Here is a 23530-nt window from a genome sequence, read left to right on the forward strand (position 1 = left end):
GTGGTCTGAGAGACGCGGGCTTGGGCAAGGATAGACTAGGCGGTTTACAGCTCGCCGCGTTCAATTTTTTCCAGGTACAGGAATTCGGGGGCCTTGACGCCGGCTTGCCGGCGAATGGCCACCAGTTCCGCCGATTCGAAAAAGCGCCGGGCGCTGTCCAGCGACGACCACTCGGAAAAATGCACGACGCGGTTGGCGTCGTCGGCTTGACGCAGCAATTGATAGCGGAGTTCGCCGGCATTTTTGCGAATATCCGCTGCTTGGTCGAAGACCGTTTTCCAGGCCGGATAGGCTTCGACTTCGTGAATGATCAAGACATACGGCATACGGGTTCCTCGGTGACGGTTCAGGGTTGATTTTAGTTGTCGAGGCCGAATCGCGATTCGCGAGAAGGCGGCGGCGTGTCGTGTTTCTCGGCCAAAGCCGTCAGGATCTTGGGTTCGGTAACGTTAGTCGAGGTTCCGGCAGCCCCGAAACGCCATATCGCTTACCCAACAGACCGTGGAGTTTAAGTCAAAGCCGGCGGATTCGCATGTGCCTGGAGTCATGCTTGCTTGCATGACTCCAGGCGCGCGACGTCGCGGCGAATAACTGCCGGCGCTCCTTAACCTGGCGAAAAAATAGTGCTTTCTCAATCGATAAAGACGCTTCCATCACCACTAATTTCCGCTAGCGCACCCGCGCGTACTCTCCGAAATGCCCTCCACGGGTAGGATATTTTTCCAGCAACGAGTTAGGTACTCTGTCCCGGTTGCGAAATTCCGGGTTGACCCGGCGACAAGCTCGATCGAATCCAACAGGTCGCTGCGACTGAATACAAGCGCGATACCCGAGATCCTAGTCCGGCAACATCCAAAATAACCTTAACTTCTGGAGAAACTTTATGAAAGCAAATAACACAAATCCGCTAATCGTTGGATTGGTCATGGTTGGCTTAAGTTTTACCGCGACGCAAGCTCATGCGGCCAGCAATGCCTGCATCGCCGTCAACGGCGGATTCGGGAATGGCGGCACCACGTTCGTGGGTAAGGGATTCTCGCTACCGGGCAACGGTTCGTGCGGAACTTGGTCCGGCGTCGTCAAAACCGGTTCATCGGTGGTACTGACTTCCAGCGGTAGTGCGTGCACCTCCAGCGACGGCGTGATTTTGACCTTGACGATGCACTCGACCGATCCCGCGTATTTTGGCAACGGGGAAACGGCGGCGGTCGATCATATTCAACTGTGTCTGAAAGGCACCACAAACTGCCCCTACGGCCAGTATTCGCACGGCTATTTCAGCGGTCCGGTCGAGCGAATCAATTGTACGACCGACCTTATCACGATACCGTCCACTCACGACTGAGCAGGCACGCGTCGGCGTGACGGCGCGCAGTTTGATAGCCGAAATGAGCGATTGTCCTGGCAAGCGGACAATCGCTTGCTCGCGCGGCGAGCATTTTCAAACCCTTGCGCTTCGAAATATCCCCCGCGCGGAGGATGTTTCCCCACCGGCTCGGTCGTTATCCTAGAACCAGCCTAACGTTTCGGGGCCGCGTAATACTGAACCCGCGTGGCGGGCCGACCGGGGCATTCCTAAGGTGAACGGCACCGGAGCACGGAACACAGACGAATGATCCGGGCGGTCTTAGGCATACGGGTTGATCGTGGCACGCGCCCGAAATTAAGCGGTTGCCCACGCCTTACTCGGCATCAGTTCAATTAGAAAATAAAAGGCATAACGATGAAACAAGGTCCACAACATTGGAAACTGAACCAACTTTGCTCCGCATTTTTGGCGGCCGGATTGGTACTGCAAATTTGCCCGGCTTGGGCGCAAACCGACACCGGGATAGGCGGTAACGGGATGTCGGGCGTTGACGGCGGCGCCGGCAATCCCGGTAGCGCGGGCGGCAACGGCAACGCCGGCGGTAGAGCAACTGCGAAAGCGGGCTTTCCCGTCAATAACGATACTGCCAATAGCGCAACGGCGACCGGCGGTAGCGGCGGAAATGGCGGTAACGGCGGCGCGGGTAACCCGCCTGGCTCGAACGGTGGGAAAGGCGGTTCCGGCGGTAACGGTGGTAACGCCACTGCGCAGGCCTCCACTAGTATCTCCAGCTATGCCGAGGCCAACGTCACCGCGAACGCTACCGGCGGAAATGGCGGTAACGGCGGATTGGGTGGCTCGGCGAGCGGCGAGGGCGGAGAGGGAGCCGGTGGTAACGGAGGTAACGGTGGCACCGCAGTGATCGGCGCGGTCGCGGATAGTACCGGCGGCTTTTTAGTCCTGGATGGGACTGCGACCGGCGGTAACGGCGGCGATTCTTACGGCACAGGCATAGCCGGCAGAGGCGGGGCGGCGGTGTTTGGCGTTTCGCCCATCCTTACCCTCTACGGACACTCCCTGATTTCGGCCACGGTGACCGGCACGGCCAACGGCGGCAACGGCGGTAACGCGCGGGGTGCCGGCATTGGCGGTGACGGCGCCTCGGTCAGCTTGACCGACAAAGTTTCAGGCGACACCGCCGATATTTTACGATTGACTCAAACCGCCCACGGCGGGAACGCCGGCGGCAGCCATGGTGGCGTGGCGGGTCTCGCCGGCAGCGCCAACAGCAGCTTAAGCAGAAACACCAGTTCCAAATCCCTGCAAATCTATAGCAATGCCCAGGGCGGTGACGGCGGCTATTTGCTCAATGCGGTTAGCGGCGTGGCCGGCGCTGGGGCGGATGCCACCACGACGGTTAATGGCATCAATACCGCTGTCGGAAACAATAGCGATACCAATGCGGGCAGCAATGCAACTGGCGGTAACGGCGGCGATTCCAACAACCAGCGCAACGGCGGCGCGGGCGGTAAGGCCCAAAATAGCACTGCTGCCACTGGCGATAGCGCGACTGCCAACGGCGACGCGACCGGCGGCAACGGCGGCGGCAGCTACGGCGGAAGCGGTGGTTCCGGCGGCTTGGCCAGTAGCGTTAGTAGTGCGGTTGGTGCCACTGACGCCGACGCCTATGCTTACGCCACCGGCGGAAACGGCGGCTCGAACCGAGCGGAAAACGGTACTGGCGGTGTTGGCGGCGCGGCGAGCTCTTCAGCCAATGCCGTAGCTACCCACAATAACAGCCAGATTAGCGCGGATACCACCGCTTACGGAGGCTATGGCGGAGCCAGCTATGCCAATGGCAACGGCGGCAACGGCGGAACGGCAACCACAACCACCAGCGCCAAAGGCGCCGGTTCGGGCCCACTGCAAGTGCAAACCAGGGCTTGGGGCGGCGACGGCGGTACCGGTCAAGGCCTGGGCAACAAAGGCGGTGCGGGCGGTACCGCTTCGGCGCAAGCCAGTGGCACATCTACCGGCAATGGCGATGTCGCGGTGACTCTCGACCAACGCGGCGGCAAGGGCGGTTGGGGCTACCTCGGCGCCGACGGTGGCGTGGGTGGCGATTCCATTGCCGATAATTTGGTCAGCGGTTCGACCAGCGGTGCATTGAACTTGACGCAATACGCCAAAGGCGGTGATGGTGGCAATGTCAGCAGCATTATTTTTGCGCTAGGTGTCGGCATCGAAAACCATCCCGCAGGCCAAGCCGGTAGTGGAGGCCAGGCAAAATCGGTGTTGAACAATGTCGATGACGGCGCCGGCGCGGTTACCGGAAAAAGTAGCGCCGAAGGCGGATCGGGTGGTGCGGCTAGTGCCGCCGGCAACGGGAATGGCGGCAATGGCGGCGACGCCAATGCGGAGATCGCGCTGATTCACGGCGGCAGCGTCAATGCCAGTGCGGTTGCCATTGGCGGTAACGGCGGCGATTCCAATACCGGTATCGCCGGTAACGGCGGTTTAGCCAACTTGGGTCTGGACTTGGCTGCCGCGTACGGAGAATCCACCGGCAACGGCAGGGTCGAGGCCACCGGCGAGGTTCACGGCGGCCACGGCGGTTCCGCCATCGCGATCGGCACTGGCGGCAACGGCGCATCGGTGAGTTTGATGAATAAAGTCGACGGAAAAACCAGCGGTGACTTGATATTGAATCAAACCGCCTTTGGCGGTAATGGCGGCTCCAGTAAGGGCGGCACAGTCGGTTCGGCCGGCAGTGCCGACAGCCGGCTAAGCAAATCCGCCGCAGTCAATGCCTTATCGCTGTACAACTACGCAACCGGCGGCAACGGCGGCAATTTAAATGATGCGTCGAGCGGCGCGGCCGGTGCCGGTGCGGTGGGTAGCTCGTTGGTCAGTGCCGACAACAGCGCCGGCTCGGTTTACGCATGGGGTAGCGCAACCGGCGGCGACGGCGGCAGTTCCAACAATGGCGCGACCGGCGGCGCGGGCGGTCAGGCCAACAATACGGCCAAGGTCGCGTCCAGCGGCGATAATCACCAAGCTACTGTTTCCGGTCACGCCTTGGGCGGCCTAGGCGGCGTCAGTTACGGCGGTCGGGCCGGCGCGGGCGGTTCCGCGATCAGTAGCAGCATGGGCACCGCTTCCGGCAATAGCTCTGTCACGGTGAGCGACAAGGCGCGAGGCGGGAATGGCGGCGCCAATCTGTTCGGCGACACCAACGGCGGTAACGGCGGCGCGGCCAGCTCGTTGGCTAACGGCAATAATACCGGCACACAGTCGGTGTCCGTGACTTCGTTTGCTTATGGCGGCGATGGCGGCCAAGGGCATGGCTGTGGTAGAGCCGGTGCCGGTGGTGGCGCCAATTCGCAAGCGCGGGCGTCGAGTACGGCCGGCTATGCCAGCGCGGCGGCGAATGCCACAGGCGGCAGCGGTTACGGTTTGACTTCACCAATCGTCGCCACCGCTTGGGCGCAGGGCGGGAACGGTTCGTCGGCCACTGCGTCTGCCGGCCAAACCGGCGTTCAGCTGACGGCGGCGGCCCACGCCGATAGCGTTGCGAGCGTCAGTGAAAGCCGCGCCGCCATCGGTCAAACGCCGGCGCCGCAAACCGACGCCGCCCACAAGCAGGCGGTTGCGTTCGGCACCGCATTGCCTCAAAACGCCGATGTTTCGGCGCTACTTGCCGGTAATCCGACGGTGTTGCATGACTTCGATATTGGCGGCAGCAGTCAGGTTTGGTTGCAAGGTACCTTGGGGGTGTTGAATACCAGTTCGGAGGCGGGTTATCACGATTATCACGCCAGCTTTTCTCTGAACCTGGACACCTCGTCTTATGCGCCGGCCCAACATCTGTTGCTGGGTCTACTTAGCCCCGAGTTCGGCATTGCTGCCTTGAGCGGCGACGATACGCTGTCTTTCTCCATCGACGTGGATGGTGCCGCCACTAGTTCAAGTGCCAGCTACGATTTCACTGCTGCCGATGCGGCAGGCGCGGCAAACTTTTTCAACGATAAGACGGTGGATTTCGGCGACTGGAGCAGTTGGGTCAGTAACAGTGATAAAACGCTTGCACTGACGTTTAGCGTGAATCTGCACAGCCATACCAATGGCGCGGGTTTGAACTTTAACCTGATTGCCGGCAATTCGACATTGGGTTCCGGCCCGGTCGCGTCGGTGCCGTTACCGGGCGGCGCATGGCTATTCGGCTCGGCGCTGCTGGGCGCGCTCGTCCGAGGTAGGCATGCGCGAGCGGGCGGTAAATTGAGCTAGCAGACGAAACCGATAGAGCCTCGCATTGAGAAAGCCCCGCGTTCCGGGGCTTTTTTATGTGTTGAGCGTGGGTGGGCGGCTCGCTAGTCAGGCAGGATTCGGGTAGCTCGCCGCGATCGCGGCGTGTGGCAGTCGCGGCCCAAAACCCGGTGTAGGGCTGGCCTGGGCGCCTCGAGATCAGGCTGGCTTGTGGTCGGCGCTTTCAAACCGGTCGGCGTGATCTCGAGAATAGGTCATTTCCCGCAATCCGCGTGAAATGACCCAACGCGTAAGTTTATCCGGCGCGCTTAGTGACGGCTAAGTGCTTGTGTCAGTGAGAGATTACATTGTGGTCCGGTTTTTGCCGAGCTAACTCCGGCCGCGGGCGCGGTTCGAGTTTGACGCGGGCCGGCGGGTTTGCCCGGAGGCGCGGTTCTCGTGGAAGCGGTTATCGCCGCGCGAATCCGCCGTGGCGGCGGTATCCAAAATGTCGGCATTGATTTGCCGGCTGCAGTGAAAACGGCTTAATCGATCATTTATCAATCAATACCAAACACAAGGAATTTCACAATGAAGCATGTATTACGCACCGCTATCGCGGCCGGCTTGGCACTGACCGCGATCGGTTCGGCCCAGGCCAATACCCTCAGCGTCGACGGCACGCTGTTCTTGCAAGCCGGCGGTACCACCTTCGATACCTGGAAGGTCGCCATGACCACCGCCGGCAGTTTTAGTGTCGATGTGTTGGCTTACGAAGCATCGCAAAGCAACGTCGCGACCGCCGGTTATTTCGCGGCCGATCTGAACGGCGACGGCGAACTGACTTGGCTGGACCCGGATACCCATTGGTATTTGGACGACGGTTCCGCCGGCTTGACCGCCGCCAACCATTTGGCCCGTTGCGACGACATCGCCAACAATTGCGCGACCGTCAACACGCCGACGATCAGCTTGGTCAGCCGAACTCAAGTGCAGGGCGCGGCGGACGGTTCGATTCACTTCCGTCGCGATCCGGCCTTCGACATTACACTGGCCGCCGGTAACTACCAATATGTGATGTCCGATTATCGCTTGACCGATGCCGAAGCGGCGGCCGGCATTAATTCCGGCGATAGCTTTTCGGCGCCAACCGGCTTCGTCAATCCGATTTTGGATCACGGCGACTACCGGATCACCTTCAGCTCCGATACCCTGAATTTCGCGGTCAGCGGCAACACCATCACCGTCTCGCAAGTGCCGCTACCCGGCGCGGTCTGGTTGTTCGGCAGCGTTTTGGCCGGTTTTGGCGTAACGGCTCGGCGCAAGGCGCGGGTGGCTTAATCTCTTGGCCGATGTTTGCTCCGCGACACCGGAGCGGCCGGCCAGGCCCTACCGTTTTGGTGTTTGTCGGTTATGATGCCGCCTCCCGCGTTAACCACGATTGACGATGACGATATCCGCCTCGGCCAGACCCGGTCGTAACGATCCCTGCCCGTGCGGCAGCGGTAAAAAATTCAAACATTGCTGCGCCGAGAAGGCCGAGGCCGGGAGCGGCGAATCCGACCCGAAGCAATTGTTGGAAACCGCCCGCTACCACGCCTATCAACGCCGCGACTTTCTCGCCGCCGAACAGACTTATCGGCAAGTATTGGCGATCAAGCCCAATCACGCCGAAGCCTTGGCCGGCGTCGGCCAAGGCTTGTGTTGGCGGCATCGGCTGGCCGAGGGCAAGCAATATCTGGCCAAGGCCGCCAAGGCCATGTTGCGCCAACCGGAAAAGATCGACGCTAGGGTCTTGCTGGAATTCGCCGAGCAAATGCAAATGTGGGGCGACATCGACTTGGCGTTGCAATTGGCCAGGGCCGCCGCCAAGCGCATGCCGGTCAGCGCCTCGGCGCAATATGCGATCGCCGCTTGTCTGCACCGCTTGAACCACACCGATCAAGCCATCGCCCAGATGCAAAAAGTCCTGCAATTGGCGCCGAGCGACGCCGGCTGCCAAATCCTGATGGCCTTGCTGGAAATCGACAAGAAACGGATGGACGACGCCGGCGGGCGGCTGGAGCGGGTCGTTGCCGCCGAGCAAAATGGCGGGCAGTTGGCGCGGGCTTGCTTGGAGCTGTCCAAGGTCTACGATAAACAACAGCGCTACGCCGAAGCCTTCGAGATGTTCTCGAGGGCCGGCGCGTTGGCGGCGGCTAGTCCGGAAGCCCGGAACGTGGACGCCAATTATCTGTTCGACCGGATCGCCTTGTTCAAACACGGTTACGACGATGCCTTGCTGGGACGCTGGCGCGTAACCGACTTTGCCGACAATTTGCCGGTCCCGGCATTCTTGATCGGATTCTTGCGCTCCGGTACCACGCTGACCGAGCAAGTGCTGGCCGCGCATCCCGAGGTACTGACCTCGGACGAAAACCACTTGATCGAGGAAGTGGCACAAGAGTTGGCCGCGGCGACCGGCATCGCCGGCGATACGCCGGCCGCGCTGAAAGCCCTGGATATTGCCGGCGCGCGTCGCTTGCGGGCGTTTTACTGGCAACGCGCCGCCGAGGAATTCACGTCGGCCGCGTTGAAAAAAACTTTCGTCAACAAGGTGGCGCTAAACAGTATCGAAACCGGCCTGATCGCCACTTTGTTTCCGGAAGCAAAAATTCTGTTCGCGCTCCGCGATCCGCGCGATGTGTGTTTGAGTTGCGCGATGCAATCGTTCGCGTTGGCGCCGGCCACCGTCAATCTGCTGTCCTGGCAAGGCATTGCCCGCCAGTACGCGGCGGTGATGGATTTGTGGCTGAGCCTGCGCGATCGGATCGCCCCGGTTTATCTGGAATTGCGCTACGAGGATGTGGTCGACGATTTCGAAACCAGCTTTCGGCGGGTGTTCGAGTTGTTGGGCGTCGAGTGGCGCCCGGAAGTGCAACGCTTCCACGAGCGTTCGGCCGGCCGTTACGTGGCCACGCCCAGCTTTGGGGCAGTGTCTCGGCCGATTTACCGTAGCGCCGTCGCCCGTTGGCACGGTTACCAAAGCCAATTTCAAACCATCCTGCCCATGCTGGAGCCCTATCTCAAGGCCTTCGGTTACGTCTGATCCTCGTGCCGTCGAATGATGTAGTGATTTAACATAGTTCAATAGCGGGAGGCCGCAATGCGCGAGTTCGGCCTATCGACAGCCTTTTGATTCTAAAAAAATTTTAGCTTACGGCGTTAATTTTGCTGGCCGATTCGGTTCAGCTGCCCATTCGGACGTAATCAAAACCGGCGACCCATGTCATTTCACCCGCATCAATCGTTGCAAGAGCTGTACGTCAGTTGCCACGGCGAGCTGGAAGCCGTGCTGTTTTCGCGCGTGCGTTGCCGGGAAACCGCCGCCGACCTTTGCCAGGAAGCCTTTGTCCGTTTATGCCGCAGCGACGATCTGGGTAATGTCGGCAATCTGAAAGCCTATTTATTCCGTACCGCGCAGAATCTGCTGTTCGACCACTACCGCAGCCAGACCGTACGCAATAACGCGATCGTCGATTGGCCGGAAGATGAGCCGCCGGAAGCCGAAGATCCGCGTTGCGCCGAGACCGTCGCGCTGGCGGAGCAGGATTTGGATAGGCTGATCGAAGCCATGACCAGCCTGTCGCCTTTATGTCAGCGGATTTTTTATTTAAACCGCTTCGAGGGCATGAAGCAGCGCGAAATCGCCGAAACCCTGAATATCTCGGTTCGCACTGTCGAGGAGAACGTCAAAAAGGCGCTGCTGCATTGCGCCAAAACCCTGGATCAGTCCTAGCCGGTGATGTGGTTCCGGGCTTGGGCCTCGTCTATGATATATCTCCCCCACCGTTCAACCAGGAATTGACCATGTCCACCGAACCGATGCCGGATGACGCCGAGCGTTTGCTGGAACAGGCTTGCGACTGGTTGAGCAGACTGCATTCCGGTGAATTTCCCGCGTCCGCGCGGCAAGAATTGAATGCCTGGCGCGCCGCCGACAGCGCCCACGAACAAGCTTGGCAACGTGCCGAAGCACTGTGGGTGGGCTTGGGACAACTGCGCGGTCGCCGCATCATTCCCGGTGCGCAACCGTTACCGGGGGAGGGGAGCTTACAAGCCGAAATACAACCCTCTCCCCCTGGGAGAGGGCAGGGTGAGGGGATGCAAACTAACGCTTTGACGCATTTTGATTCCCTCGCTCCAACCCTCTCGGCAATCGATCCCGACATTACCCTATCTTCTGTATCGATGCAGTCGTCCCGAGAAGAAAGCGAGCTTTTACGACAGTCTCCAGGGCAAGGTGGCAGGCAAGCGCAGGCAGCGGATGTGCTGGCTGCAAGTCCGGTTGCCATACTGGATTCCCGTCTGCGCGGAAATGACAGCCTCAGGGATTTTAAAGACAGCGTTGACAACAGAACGCACCGCCGACGCCGTGGCCGATCCTTAACTTTGGCTGTCGCCTGCTGTGCAATGCTGGCTACCACGTTGAGCGTGCTGTATCCGCCGGCATTCTGGCGCGCGGACTACTCGACCGGTAAGGGCGAGCAGCGCAGCGTGACTTTGGCCGACGGCTCGCGGGTGATGCTTAACACCGCCACGGCCCTGGCCATCCACTTCGAAGCCGGCACGCGCCGGGTGGAGTTATTGGCCGGGGAAGCCTATTTTGAAGTGGCTAAAAATCCGCAACGGCCGTTCGTGGTCACTGCCGCCGGCAGCGAAGTGCGGGCGGTGGGCACCGCCTTCGCCGTAAAGCGACAACCCGAGCAGACCGAAGTCGAACTGGTCGAAGGGATAGTTGAAATACAAGACGCGGGGCAGCAACACCAACAACGCCTGACGGCGGGACAGTCGGCGTCGATAGGTGCCAACAACATCACTTTAAAAAACGCCGGCCAACCGGACGGCATGGCGCTGTGGCGGGCCGGCTATCTGCAATTCGACGGCTTGTCGCTAAGCGACGCGATTGCCCAAATCAACCAATACCGTCCCGGCCGCGTCATGTTGCTGAATACCGCGCTGGCCGACAAGCGCATCAGCGGTCTGTTTCGCTTGGATGCGCTGGATCAAGCCATCGCCAGTTTAAAAGCCGCCATCCCGGCGCTGCAAATAGTCAGCATCACGCCCTATCTGGTGGTGTTGCGTTAGGCGCTGTTCACACCCCGCACCTTCTCCCGACGCACAAAAAACCTCTCTTGCTGGACGACTGCATGGACGCAGGAGGTAGGGCAACGCTGGCAGCAGTTGCCGAGAGGGGAGGGTGATGAGAGTTAAAACAACGGAGCCGGATGGGTACGACTGCATGGATGCAGGAGCTAGAGCAACGCATGGAGCAGTTGCCGAGAGCGCAGTGAAACCCATCATCGAGAATTTATTCCCGCCTCAAATCATTTTCCAAGTCCACCACGACATCCCAAGCATTAAGGCCTTGTTCGCGTTAATGGTTGAATCAGATCGAAGCCGTCATCCCGGCATGGATTGCCGGGATCCATGGCACAAGGATGTGTTGAAACTTTGCCATCCGTGGCTTCTGGGCCCCGGCAATCCATGCCGGGGCGACGCCAACGATAAACGCGAACTGTCCATTCCGAACTCTCCCAACAAAAAATCCATGATCGCCCGATGTGGGTTTTTAAAAAGTTTCCGTCTTAACTAACACCAGCCGAAATGCTGCCGTGTAACCCGACCGAAACCAGGAGTGTCCATGTCCAACGCAAAGCATTGCAATCCCTCAGCCGGCAAGGGCCGGCGCCATGCCGCCAAAGCTGTCTTACTCGCGGCGTTGATCTCGCAAACCGCCCACGGCGATGCCGCCGGCAAACACCATTTCGACATCCCCGCCCAGTCGCTGAATCAGGCCTTACTGATGTTCGGCAGGCAAAGCCAGCAACAATTGATGTACGGGACTGAGATTGCCGACAACCTACGCAGCCGTAACTTGCAAGGCGACTATACCGCTGACGAAGCGATCAGGATTTTATTGGGCGATGCGCCGTTACAGGCCGTGACGACCGGGGACGGGGCCATCACCTTACAGCCGCGAGCGGCGGAGCTGCACAACAATCTGGGGCCGCAGACCATGCCGGCGGTGCAGGTGGTGGGGAAGGCGGCTTATGATTCGACCGATCCATATAACCCGGATTACAGTTTGCCCAATGCATCTACAGCGACTAAGACTGATACGCCGATTATGGAAACACCTTATTCGATACAGGTGGTACCTAAACAAGTACTTGAAGACATTCAAGGCATTAGACCAAATGATGCTCTGGATTATGTCAGTGGTGTATACCGAAGCGGCGGATCGGGTGATTTTTTAGAAGCATCGACAAGGCGAGGCTTTGATAACTATCCACAAGGAGATTATCGCGATGGGATGCCTTTTCCAATTGCCGGTTACGTTACTGGCGGTCGAGATTTGGCCAGCACTGAGAGGGTTGAGGTATTGAAAGGGCCTGCTTCGCTTTTATACGGATTAACCAGCCCTGGTGGAATGGTTAATTATGTGACAAAGAAACCGCTTGAAACTCCTTATTATTCATTGCAACAACAATTTGGTTCCTTTGATCTATATCGAACAACAGTTGATGCAACGGGGGCAATTAACGAGGATAAGTCGCTTTTATATAGATTTAATCTTGCCTATAAAAGTGCTAATTCATTCAGAGATTTTGTAAATAGTGAGAGAACATTTTTAGCACCTGTGGTCACTTGGAATATAAGCCCAAAAACGCAAGTAAATTTTGAAATGGAATATGACGCCGGCCATATTGTTTATGACAGAGGTATTCCGGCAATTGGTGATCGTCCTGCAAATCTACCCCGTGAAAGATTTACAAGCAATCCTTATCCATACAATTACGAACGAACAATGGTTGGTATCAACTGGTCCCATGCATTTAACGATAACTGGAAGCTTAGTCATAGGTTTAATGCCCAATGGCTTGGATCGGATGGTGTGGCATCAGATACAGACGGATCTCCTGACGCAAATGGAAACATGGGGCGCTTTGGATTAGTACAATTTCAAGACCCTAGTAAGCAGCCAGTTTATTTTAATAGCCTAAATTTGACAGGAAAATTTGAAACTTTGGGATTAGGGCACACTTTATTACTAGGTGGTGATCATTACAGATATTCAATTAATACAACCCAGGGGTTTATATTTGATAGCATCAATATCTATAACCCACAATATCCTGATGTAGCTACTGCAAGAGGGAATCCAGCAGATTATATAAAATACTCTGGCATTCAGGATTGGTTCGGTCTCTATTTCCAAGATCAAATTAAGCTTCCTTATAACATCCAAATTCTGGGCGGTATGAGATATGACAGCACTGAATCAAGCAGTAACTTTAATGGACAGTCTACAAAAGAACCAAGACAGGATAGCTTAGTTCCAAGAGGTGGCATTGTTTGGCAGCCGATTCCTGAACTTAGTTTTTATGGTAGCTATACAGAAAATTTCAGTGGTGTAAATGGAACTGGATTCGGTGGAAAATTCTTAGCTCCAACAGGTGCGCAACAATGGGAATTAGGTATAAAAACCGAGCTATTCAATAAAAGGTTTCTTGGAACGCTCGCGTGGTTTGATTTAACAAAACAAAATGTTGCTATATCTGATCCAGATCATTCAGGGTTTTCTCTTGCGATTGGTGAAGCAAGAAGCGCAGGTTTAGAGCTAGACCTAAAAGGCGAGATATTACCGGGATGGAATGTAATTGGCGCTTATGCTTATACTCCTGATGCCTCCGTAACTGTTGGAAGCGCAGGCCAATTAGGTAGACGCTTTCAGGGTGTCCCATTGCACGGTGGCAGCATATTTACTACTTATGAGCTTCAATCAGGCGTTCTCCAAGGATTGAAATTTGGTGGTGGCGTTATTGCTAGAGGTGCTAGAAATACCAATAATGACTCGAGCACAGCGATATTACCTGGATATGCCACGGTCAATTTGTTAAGCAGTTATGGCTGGAAAGTAGGAAAAAGTCATTTAACTGCTCAACTGAATGTCAATAATCTTCTGGACAAAACCTATTATCCAGCTTCACAAGATCGCTCAGATATTGAAGTTGGAATGCCAAGAAACTTTATGGGATCGATAAGATTAGAGTATTAGCCATTTATCCCATACCGTATACGTCGGGCTGGCGTAGTTGGGGTAAGGTGACGAACCCCAAGTGCGCCTGTGAAGGCGCGTAGACAGCATTAATCTAATACATCACGCCGCCAGCCGTTCAAAATCGACACGCTTGGCGGCATACAATAAACAAGCCTGTGTATCTTGATGCTCCAGGTCAGGAAAATCCTGCAAAATCTCTTCATTGCTCACACCCTCGCCTAACATCGGCAAAATAACTCAGATGCGGATGCGCATAGCCCGGATACGCAACGTACCGCCACAGGGTAACGGCTTGACCGTCATGCGATCGTTTAAATCACGCCGAACGTCGCGGTCGCGAAATTGAATCAAGTCGCCGTAGGGCAAGGGTATCTTTGCTGTCGCCGAGACACGCGCTGCGCTAAGTGGTTGGAATATCGACTATTCATGCTGGTTTTTCAGCAGCCCGGCAACATGCATATCTTATTTATAGATTTGTATTTCAATTTATATCGTTTTTCATCGAATAACGAGCCTCTTATCATCTCCCCAACGTCGCCGGCCGGGTCCGGCAACGGAGCGACTCAATAACGTCCCAGTCCACCACCTCGGGGAGGCGATATGGCAACCGAAACCAATAACCGCTCGTTTAAGCCGGGCAATCATAACGAGATTGCCCTACAGATCGCGGAGATTCTGCGAGACATCCGCTTTGGTTCCATTGAGGTCGTCATTCACGACGGCCGGGTCGTGCAAATCGACAAGCGCGAAAGATTCCGAGTAGCCGACCCAAAAATACCGATTTGATCCGGTTGCTTTCAAGCACTTATTCGATTCGACCGGATCGCCGGAGACGCCAGCCAAATAACAATAACGACCTTCTGACCGGAACGCCGGAAGCAAGCGATAACAGGAAAACACCACATGACTCATGTTAAACGCCGCCTATTGGTGGGCGCGATCGGCTCGGCGCTATTCGGCGTCGCCGATGCCCAAGCCGCCGACGCCCAAGCGTTGGAGCAGCGCATTCGCGAGCTGGAAGCCAGATTGGAACGCTTCGAGAAAGCCGCCGCCGCCGCGCCGGCCGCCGCCGCACCGGTCGCGCAATCGAATCCTGAAGTAGAGAAGCTCAATCGCAAGATCAACACGCTGGAACGCAAATTGGAAGTGGACAAGGAAGTGGCCGCCACGGCCGCCAGCCGCGCGCCTAAAGTCGAAGGCGGTAGCGACGGCTTTCGGATTTCCTCGGCCGACGGTAAACATCAAGTCCGGATTCGCGGCGCGGTACAAACCGACGCGCGCTTTTTCACCGGCGGTAGTTGGACCGGGGCGACCGCGTCCAACGGTATCAGCGGCGGCGCCGAAACCGACAAGTTCGAGTTGAAGCAAGCCCGGATTTGGTTGGAAGGTAAGTTTTGGGACAGCTTGTACTTCAAAATCATGCCGGATTTCGCGGCTACCAATATCCTGCCGGACGCCTACCTGGATTACGCCTATTTGCCCTACGCCAGCTTGAGCGTCGGTAAGCAAAAAACCCCGCTGAGCTTGGAGCGTTTGCAAGGCGACTCGGACGGTACGTTTCTGGAACGCGCGTTCCCGACCTATCTGGCCAGCAACCGCGATGTCGGCGTGATGTTGCACGGGTCGTTCGCCGCGCCGGGTTACAAGGCCGATTACGCGGGGCCGGTGGATTTCCGCAACTTCGTCAGCTATCAACTCGGCGTGTTTAACGGTTCCGGCGACGACGGCAGCATCGATAAAAACTCGCCGGATACCGACGACGACAAGGAATTTATCGGTCGCTTATGGGTACATCCGTTCCAACACGGCGGCAACCGCTGGCTGGAAGGTCTGGGCCTGGGTGTCGCCGGTACTTGGGAACGGCCTAGCTTGCAAGCCTTGAAAAATCAGGGCACGCCGATAGGGCGATCCACGTTCTTGAATTACAACAGTTTGCGAAGCGCCTATACCGGTACCCTACAGGCGGACGGCGTGCATTACCGGGTTTACCCGCAAGCCTATTGGTATGCCGGTCCGTTCGGCATCATGGGCGAATACGTGTTGTCGGCTCAGGAAGTCATCGCTACCCGGACCGGTCAAAGCATCCCCGGCGTGCGTAACCAACTCAACAATACGGCGTGGCAGGTGCAGCTTTCCTACGTGCTGACCGGCGAAGACAACACCTTCCAAAGCGTCAAGCCGATTCGGCCGTTCAATCCGTTGGAAGGTAGTTGGGGCGCCTTGCAAGTGGCGGCGCGCTGGAGCGAATTCAATGTCGACACCACCGCGTTCAATTATTTGAATCCGGCTAAGTCGGCCAAACACGCCACGGCCTGGGCGGTGGGTTTCAACTGGTTCCTAAACCAAAATGCCCGAATCATGGCCGATTACGAGCAAACCTATTTCGACGGTGGTGCGGGATTATCGGCCGCGGCATTTGCCAATCGTCCGTCGGAGAACGTATTCGCAACTCGCTTCCAATTGGCGTTTTAACGGGTTCGTCATTGCGGCAGGAAGCCGGTTCCGCTGCTCCCAGGACGGGGGCTAGGTTGAGGCTAGACCCACGGATAGTCGCACGGATGCGGACATGGCAACCATTTCACCAAAATAGCTTTTGAGAGATCACTTATGAAGAACAGATTATTCGGTTTGATTGCCGTCACCCTACTGACGGCGGCGGCAAGCAAGACCTTCGCGGCGGACGTGACCTTGTTGAACGTGTCCTACGATCCGACCCGCGAATTCTATAAAGAATACAACCAAGCCTTCGCCAAATACTGGAAAGGCAAAGCCGGCGACAACGTCACCGTCAACCAGTCGCACGGCGGCGGCGGCAAGCAGGCCAGGGCGGTGCTGGACGGCCTGGAGGCCGACGTGGTGACGCTGGCGATCTCGGCGGACATCGACCAACTGGCGCGCCGCAACCTGATTCCGGAAAACTGGCAAAGCCAGTTGCCCAACAATAGCGCCCCTTATACCTCGACCATCGTGTTCGTGGTGCGCAAGGGCAATCCGCAGCATGTTAAAGATTGGAGCGACTTGATCAAGCCCGGCCTCAGCGTGGTTACGCCGAATCCGAAAACCTCCGGCGGCGCGCGTTGGAATTACATGGCGGCTTGGGCCTATGCCCTGAAACACAACAACAATAGCGAAGAAGCGGCCAAGGACTTCGTCGGCAAATTGTTCAAGAACACCTCGGTACTGGATACCGGCGCGCGCGGTTCCACCACCACCTTCGCCGAGCGCGACATCGGCGACGTGTTGATCACCTGGGAGAACGAGGCCTATTTGGTATTGAAGGAATTCGGCGCCGACAAGTACGAAGTCGTCACGCCCAGCTTCAGCATCCTGGCCGAACCGCCGGTGACCGTCGTCGAAGACGTGGCCCGTAAACACGGCACCACCGAAGTCGCGACCGAATACCTGAAATATTTGTACGGCAAGGAAGGCCAGGAAATCATCGCGAAAAACTTCTACCGCCCGATCGATAAAGAAGTGGCGGCCAAATACGCCAAACAGTTCCCGGCGTTGGAGTTGGTGACCATCGCCCAGTTGGGCGGTTGGCCGGAAAATCAAGCCAAGCATTTCGCCGACGACGGCATCTTCGACAAGATATACGGACGCTGATCGCGGCCGAAACGCAGGAGGGCAAACGCATGGTGCAAACCACGATCGAAGCAATACGGGACGACCTGGAACGAGTGTTGTATCTGGACCTGGACGAATTCAAACTGGAAGTGGAAGCGGCGCAAGTGCTGAGCCGCTACATCGGACTGCGCTTGCGCAGCGAGTTTCAGCCGATCTTCGATACCTCGACTTCGGAGGGCTTGCTGGGTTACGAAGCCCTGCTCAGACCTTCGACCGGCATCGAAGCGGTGTCGCCGGACTTCGCATTCGGTTGGGCCGACAATCAAGATAAATTGGTGAAGTTGGATCGGGTGGCGCGTACCTTGCACATGCTCAACTATCTGGAGTTACCCGAGGAGCGCGGCCAATTGTTTTTGAACGTACACCCTAAACTGTTGGTCAGCGTTAATACCCACGGCAAGGTGTTCGAACATATTCTGCATCTGCACGCGGTGCCGACCACCCAAGTGGTGTTGGAAATCATGGAAAACGCGGTTGACGCCGATCGGGCCTTGGCCGAAGCGGTGGAGAATTATCGCGATCGCGGTTTCAAGATCGCCATCGACAACTTCGGCAGCCGCCATTCCAATTTGGGTCGGCTCTGGCATTTGGCGCCGGATTACGTCAAATTCGACGCCGGCCTGATTCGGGAAGCCGAGCGCGGCGGTAAAATCCGCCGGGTGTTGCCGAAGCTGATCGAAGTGGTGCAGGCCTTGGGTGCCCAGCCGGTCATCGAAGGCATCGAAAACGAAATCCAGCTCGACATCGCGCTGGATGCCGGCGGCAAATTGTTGCAAGGTTATTATTTAGGTCGGCCCGCGCCGGCCGCCGCCTGGCACCAAGCCAAGGCGTCGCGCAGGGAAAACCCGTTGATGCCGGGCGCGCCGCATCATTTCGGCAGTTTCAGCGTCTCCGCCCAATACGGCATGTAAGGCGGAACCCGCGATGCGCTGCGATACGGTTTCATGGTGATGTCCTTTCTCGTGGCGTCTTGCTCACGCCGCCGTCAAGGCGGCTTTTTTTTGCATTGCGTCAGCCCTGATGGGGAATCGATATGGCTAACTGGTTTACCGACAATTCCGCTTCGATAGGCCGCACGCCGCTGGTCCGGCTGAATCGGATCGGCCGCGAGCTGCCGGTGACGATCTTCGCCAAAATCGAAAGCCGCAATCCGGCCTATTCGGTGAAATGCCGGGTCGGCGCGGCGATGGTTTGGGCGGCCGAACGGCAGGGCTTGCTCAAGCCCGGCGTGACCTTGATCGAAGCCACCAGCGGCAATTCCGGTATCGCATTGGCGGCGGTGGCGGCCGCGCGCGGCATTCCGATCACACTGACGATGCCGGATACGATGAGCCGCGAACGCCGGGTATTGCTGGGCGCCTACGGTGCCAAACTGTTGTTGACCGACGGCCGACTGGGCATGCGCGGCGCGGTAGAAGCCGCCGAACGGCTGGCCGCGGCCGATCCGGATCGCTATTTGCTGTTGGAACAATTTAAAAATCCGGCCAATCCGGCGATACACGAACAAACCACCGGCCCGGAAATCTGGCAAGACAGCGCCGGCACGGTCGATGTGTTCGTCGCCGGGGTTGGCACCGGCGGCACCATCACCGGCACCGGACGATTTTTGAAACGCCAGGGCAAGCGGATCGAAACCGTGGCGGTGGAACCGGCCGCCAGCCCGGTGCTGAGCCAAACCCGCGCCGGACAGGTCTTACAGCCCGGTGCCCACGGCATTCAAGGCATAGGTGCCGGCTTCGTGCCGGCGATACTCGACCTGGACCTGATCGATCGAATCGAAACCGCCAGCGAAACCGAAGCCGTCGAATACGCCCGCCGTTTGGCCAAGGAGGAGGGGATACTGGCTGGCTTGTCCAGCGGCGCCGCGTTGGCCGCGACGATGCGCTTGGCCGCGTTGCCCGACTACGCCGGACTAAGCTTTGTCGTCATGCTGCCGGATTCCGGCGAACGCTATTTGAGCTCGGCCTTGTTCGGCGCTTGAGGATGGGCAAATCCTGACGCCGTTTTATTCTACTTTGTCGGATTGGTGTAAGACCGTCATGCCCGCCGGGACGCGGGCATCCAGTACCATGGAGGGTATGGCTTAAATCCGTCTATGACGTCTGAATTCGCTCCGTGCTCTAACGGGTCCGGCCATCCATGCCGGAATGACGACGCTTATTGAGTAATCTGACAGAGTAAAATTAAGGACTTGCGTTCGACCCGCTAGAACCCGTGCCGTCGGAGCGGCTTCAGCCGCGTCATAGCCGCATCGACCGAAAGATCCCGTTCCAGTTTCGATGCGGCATCACCCCCGATTGAACTTTCACTGCCGGTTCCGGCATTCATAAACGATTGCGATCGACGGCCGACGTTTCGGCGTTGATGCAGGTTCGGCGCAATCCGGTCGATCGAATGTGCGGCGAAGCATTCGATCCACGTATAAAACCTAACTTATCCAGGAAATATCATGAGTCAAACTACATTCGCTAAAACCTTACTCGGCCTGACCATCGCCGCGGCATTCAGTCACTCCGCCATCGCCGAAGACACCTGCTTGGGCGCCACGGTGACCATTCATGCCGAAACCGCGATCAAAAAGCTCGACAAACAAGGTAACGAAGTCGTGATGGGCACCAAGGGCGACGACGTCATCATGGGCACCGCCGGCAACGACATCATCGACGGCGGCAAGGGTAACGACTTGATCTGTGGCGGCGGCGGAGACGACACGCTGAAAGGCAATCACGGCAACGATCAATTGGATGGCGGCACCGGTAACGACAACCTGATTGGCGGTAACGGGCACGACAGTTTGTGGGGCGGAGACGATAACGATACGCTGACCGGCGGTAACGGTAACGACCAACTCAACGGTGGGTTCGGCGACGACAACCTGGGCGGCGGTAACGGCAACGACACCCTGCAAGGCAATGCCGGCCGGGACACGTTAAACGGCGATAACGGCAACGACGGCCTGTACGGCGAAGACAACAACCTGCGCGATCGCAATAAGGACGGGGTAGACGACGATGCGTCCGACGCCGACGACGATACCAGTGTCGATGCCAGCACCAGCGGCGACGACAGCTTGTGGGGCGGCAACGGTAACGACGACCTGGACGGCGGCCCCGGCAGCGACAATCTGTACGGTCAAAACGGCAAAGACAGTCTGGACGGCGGTCTGAACGAAGACAATCTGCTCGGCGGCAACGGCAAGGATACCCTGAGTTACGACACCGACGACGTTAACTTGGACAGCGGCAAGGGCGCCGATCTCTGCGTGCTGAAAACCGAAGCCAACGGCGAAGTCGAGCAGGAATGCGAGCATGGCCCGGAGCAGGACGTACACGAGCACGGCGCCAACCAGGCTTGCGTAATGACCACCAAAAAGAACGGCGAAACCGAGCTGGAATGCGAGCATAGCTAAACCCCAACCGGCAGCGGCGCCGCTTGGGGCCGCTGTCGGTTTGACCTTGTTCGGCGCGCCGTCATCGGAGCGCCGACAGCCCCGATCATTGTCCTTTCCTCCAAGTTGGCGGCGTGCTTCGGCGTCGCGACCGGCTCTCGAAGATAGTTTGCCTTGACTTAGCCACCGGGTTTGCATGTCGCGGGCCTCGTTCCGCTCCGACCACTGTAGTGGAATCTCAGCGAGACTGCTGGCTTCGACTCCGCTCAGCCAGCGGGTTAATTCGGCTCAACGCAGCCGGCGGGTTACCGTGGTTCCGCCTCAGCCAGAGCGGGTAGACTCTTTCTAGCCGCCGGCTTACTTTGATGGTGAGCTTTTTACTTCACGGCGTTGGTAACCACGGTAGCCCCATCGTCCTATCCACGCGGGCAATAGAGGTTCCCAAGATGGACCCCGCAACTACGCGGCCCTTGTACCCCAACGTCAACGGCTGCCGGCTCGACCGCGACCTGGAGTTGCAGGTTTAGACGGATGTCAGCAAGGCATTCGGGCTAGGATGTACAAATCAATGTATTTTCTATGTATTTGGGCTGACGGCTTTGATCCGGAATGTCGGCTTCGCTCGGGGCGGTTGGTTGGGTCCCCTTCGGCTCCGCTCAGGGAACGTTTGCTCCGCTCGGGGAAGGGTTGGTTCCGCACGCCCCCTGAGCGGAGTCGAAGGGGCGTGCGGGCCGGCCGTTTCTAAGCTAGTCGCGGTCGTGGTGGCGGTCGTCCCGGTCGAAGTCGAACAGCGTCATTAAGTCGCCGACCGCCGGGCCGTTCACGGGCCGGTAAGGGTTTTCGGCGCGCGCCAGCGGATTGGGCAGATTGTCGCGGCTACGCGGCGAAATCGTCGGCAAGTGCCAGTTGCGTTCGATGAATTTCAAGATCGACGCATGATCGTTGTAGGTATGGTCGACGTGGCCTTTCTTGGCGTAGGGCGATACCACCAGTAGCGGAATCCGGGTGCCGTCGCCGAAGAAATCGACGGCTTGCACATAGCCGGAGTCGTAATAGCCGCCGCCTTCGTCGGTGGTGACGACGATGGCGGTGGAAGCCCACAGCGCCGGATTGCTCTTGACTTGAGCGATCAGGTCTTGCAAGAACATTTCGTATTGATCGGCGGTGGAGTCGGCGGGATGGCCGGCCAGGGCTTCGAAGGGACGTACGTAAGACACCGCCGGCAAGGTGCCGTTGGCAACGTCGGTCAGGAAGGCGGAGTAGTTTTGCAGCTTGGCTTCTTCCGCCGGGTTTTTCATGATGCTGCTGAACCCGGTCAGCGGGTCGCAGATGCCGCAGTAGGCGTGGAACAGCAACGGTATGCCGTTGACGCCGCCGGCAAAGGTGGTGGCGTCGTCGCCCCGGTCGGCACTGTAATATTTCCAGGAGACGTTGTGAGCGGTCAGTACGTCGGCAATGGTACGCAGGCTTTGCGGCGGCAGCGTGAATTGGTCGGCGCCGAGCGAGCGGGGGCTGGCGCTGGTTTGGTTCCAATACAAGTTGTAGTTGTTGACCAGATAGTAATGGTCTTTTTCGCAATTGTTTTTGCGCAGGCCTTGGCGGATCAGCTCGGCGTTGACGGCCGCGACGCCCGGTTGGGCCGAATCGGCGCAATTGACGTAGGAGCCGCCGCCGTAACCGTCTTGGGTGTAGTAGTTGTTGCTGCCGGCCACCGGATTGGGGTTTTCGATTTGGTTGGCCCAAGGTTTTGCGGCGCTGCCGTCGAGTTTGGTCGGGTGGGTGAAATAGGCCGCGTGGCCGGTGACCAGGGCCAGGAAATTGGCGCCGGTACCGCCCTGGACCGATTGATGGTAGTTGTCGCTGATGGCGTAGGTGTCGGCGAGGGCTTTGAAAATCGGCGCGTCGCCGGTATTCATATTGTAAAAGCCCATCGAGATGGCGCCTTCCATCGGATTGAAGCCGCCCGCCGGGTAGGGTTTGCCGTCGGAGCCGGTGCCTATGCTTTCTTCGACCCACACGAATTTGTCGTGTTTGCCGCCGTCGAGGTCTTGCCACATTTGAAAGAACCGATGCACCGGGTCGCCGGTGTATTCGTTGTAAGGCGCGTATTTGCTGATTTGATAGGGGCCGTTGGGCAGGTTGCTGGGAAAGCGGTTATCCAAGATGCCGGCGGTTTGGCCGATGGCGTAGGTAGTATAGGGTTGCGGTAGGCCGAGGTCGTAATCGCCGATGGATTCGGTGACGACCCGGTAGCGGTCGGTGGCGCTGCCGACCCGTTGCTTGGACAGATCGAAGCGGGGGCCGGGTTCGCCGTCGGCGGTGATGATGCCTTTGCTGAGCAAGTTGTCGATGTGTTGGCCACGTTTGGGTTGGTAGGCGCCGAACAGGTTGTCGAAGGTGTGGTTTTCGCCAACGATGACGATCACGTGCTTAATCGGCGTGGCGGTTTTATGTTCGTCTTGCGCTTGCGCCGGGGCGCTAAGCATTAACGCCGATGCGACAGCCGTCGTCAGCGGATAGATAGAGCGGAATTTCGTGGTTCGCATGGACGATCACTCCAAATTCGAATGCATCAAGGGAGGGTTGCGCCATCACGATGAAGGGATGGCATGCGGCAGCCTAAAGCGTGTTTATGACGCGACGATGAAGGAGGGGCGGCGTTTGAAAAAATAGTCTTCGCCCGGCCCGAACCGAATGCCCGCGATCAATCGGGCCGGGTTCATCTTTGGCCTACTACCATAGCGAGCGCGAAGCGGCCAAGCGCGACCGGCCGAATGCCCAAACCTTGTTCGACGATTTGCGGACCCGTTTTCCCGGCGGTTCCAGCGCTAAGCCGGCGGCGGCCAGTTAAGGTCGG

Annotated in this window: 18 protein-coding genes; 15 read left to right on the top strand and 3 right to left on the bottom strand. The window is 57.9% G+C overall.

Annotated elements, in window-relative coordinates:
* Window positions 1-44: 44 nt before the first annotated feature.
* Window positions 45-326, bottom strand: coding sequence for an antibiotic biosynthesis monooxygenase (locus tag BJL95_RS12285; protein WP_071158308.1), 282 nt, complete (start codon window positions 324-326; stop codon window positions 45-47).
* A 557-nt stretch (window positions 327-883) separates the two neighbouring features.
* Here BJL95_RS12285 and BJL95_RS12290 point away from each other — a divergent pair.
* From BJL95_RS12290 to BJL95_RS12325, 8 genes are all read left to right on the top strand, one after another.
* On the top strand, window positions 884-1345 hold the full coding sequence (locus BJL95_RS12290) for a hypothetical protein (RefSeq protein WP_139306240.1): 462 nt from the start codon (window positions 884-886) through the stop codon (window positions 1343-1345).
* 378 nt (window positions 1346-1723) lie between these two features.
* Entirely contained in the window at window positions 1724-5596 is a 3873-nt protein-coding gene (locus tag BJL95_RS12295) for a hypothetical protein (protein WP_071158313.1), read from the top strand.
* Window positions 5597-6145: 549 nt separating this feature from the next.
* Window positions 6146-6895 (top strand): VPLPA-CTERM sorting domain-containing protein, encoded by a 750-nt coding sequence (locus BJL95_RS12300; protein ID WP_071158316.1) that lies wholly within the window; start codon window positions 6146-6148, stop codon window positions 6893-6895.
* Between the two features lie 106 nt (window positions 6896-7001).
* Window positions 7002-8642, top strand: a complete 1641-nt coding sequence (locus BJL95_RS25740) for a sulfotransferase (protein ID WP_071158318.1) — start codon at window positions 7002-7004, stop codon at window positions 8640-8642.
* 177 nt (window positions 8643-8819) lie between these two features.
* Entirely contained in the window at window positions 8820-9332 is a 513-nt protein-coding gene (locus tag BJL95_RS12310) for an RNA polymerase sigma factor (RefSeq protein ID WP_083385966.1), read from the top strand.
* Window positions 9333-9403: 71 nt separating this feature from the next.
* Complete coding sequence (locus BJL95_RS12320; RefSeq protein ID WP_083385968.1) at window positions 9404-10681, top strand: FecR family protein; 1278 nt, start codon at window positions 9404-9406, stop codon at window positions 10679-10681.
* 115 nt (window positions 10682-10796) lie between these two features.
* Window positions 10797-11189: a hypothetical protein gene (locus tag BJL95_RS24650; RefSeq protein WP_139306241.1), complete on the top strand. Its 393-nt coding sequence runs from the start codon at window positions 10797-10799 to the stop codon at window positions 11187-11189.
* Window positions 11190-11237: 48 nt separating this feature from the next.
* Complete coding sequence (locus BJL95_RS12325; RefSeq protein WP_071158322.1) at window positions 11238-13655, top strand: TonB-dependent receptor; 2418 nt, start codon at window positions 11238-11240, stop codon at window positions 13653-13655.
* Between the two features lie 102 nt (window positions 13656-13757).
* On the opposite strand, the gene BJL95_RS25475 is transcribed toward BJL95_RS12325, so the two are convergent.
* Entirely contained in the window at window positions 13758-13883 is a 126-nt protein-coding gene (locus BJL95_RS25475) for a DUF433 domain-containing protein (RefSeq protein WP_302848345.1), read from the bottom strand.
* Window positions 13884-14258: 375 nt separating this feature from the next.
* On the opposite strand from BJL95_RS25475, the gene BJL95_RS12335 reads away from it, so the two are divergent.
* The 6 genes from BJL95_RS12335 to BJL95_RS12360 all read left to right on the top strand — a co-directional run bounded on the left by BJL95_RS12335 (window position 14259) and on the right by BJL95_RS12360 (window position 20694).
* Window positions 14259-14444, top strand: a complete 186-nt coding sequence (locus tag BJL95_RS12335; RefSeq protein WP_071158324.1) for a YezD family protein — start codon at window positions 14259-14261, stop codon at window positions 14442-14444.
* A 117-nt stretch (window positions 14445-14561) separates the two neighbouring features.
* Complete coding sequence (locus BJL95_RS12340; protein WP_083385970.1) at window positions 14562-16130, top strand: OprO/OprP family phosphate-selective porin; 1569 nt, start codon at window positions 14562-14564, stop codon at window positions 16128-16130.
* Window positions 16131-16265: 135 nt separating this feature from the next.
* On the top strand, window positions 16266-17264 hold the full coding sequence (locus BJL95_RS12345) for a sulfate ABC transporter substrate-binding protein (RefSeq protein WP_064030267.1): 999 nt from the start codon (window positions 16266-16268) through the stop codon (window positions 17262-17264).
* Window positions 17265-17293: 29 nt separating this feature from the next.
* Window positions 17294-18196: an EAL domain-containing protein gene (locus BJL95_RS12350; RefSeq protein WP_071158328.1), complete on the top strand. Its 903-nt coding sequence runs from the start codon at window positions 17294-17296 to the stop codon at window positions 18194-18196.
* A 122-nt stretch (window positions 18197-18318) separates the two neighbouring features.
* The gene (cysK, locus tag BJL95_RS12355; protein WP_064030271.1) at window positions 18319-19266 is read left to right on the top strand and encodes a cysteine synthase A; all 948 of its coding nucleotides are present in this window, start codon (window positions 18319-18321) and stop codon (window positions 19264-19266) included.
* A gap of 468 nt (window positions 19267-19734) precedes the next feature.
* Window positions 19735-20694 (top strand): calcium-binding protein, encoded by a 960-nt coding sequence (locus tag BJL95_RS12360; protein ID WP_071158329.1) that lies wholly within the window; start codon window positions 19735-19737, stop codon window positions 20692-20694.
* Window positions 20695-21419: 725 nt separating this feature from the next.
* Here the strand turns inward: BJL95_RS12360 and BJL95_RS12365 are convergent.
* Window positions 21420-23219: an alkaline phosphatase family protein gene (locus BJL95_RS12365; protein ID WP_071158331.1), complete on the bottom strand. Its 1800-nt coding sequence runs from the start codon at window positions 23217-23219 to the stop codon at window positions 21420-21422.
* Between the two features lie 179 nt (window positions 23220-23398).
* Here BJL95_RS12365 and BJL95_RS25935 point away from each other — a divergent pair, with 179 nt between their 5' ends.
* A complete protein-coding gene (locus BJL95_RS25935; protein ID WP_302848343.1) occupies window positions 23399-23524 on the top strand; it encodes a hypothetical protein in 126 nt (41 codons plus the stop codon).
* Window positions 23525-23530 lie beyond the last annotated feature (6 nt).

This window comes from Methylomonas sp. LWB, from assembly GCF_001856095.1.
GTDB classification, from domain to species: domain Bacteria; phylum Pseudomonadota; class Gammaproteobacteria; order Methylococcales; family Methylomonadaceae; genus Methylomonas; species Methylomonas koyamae_A.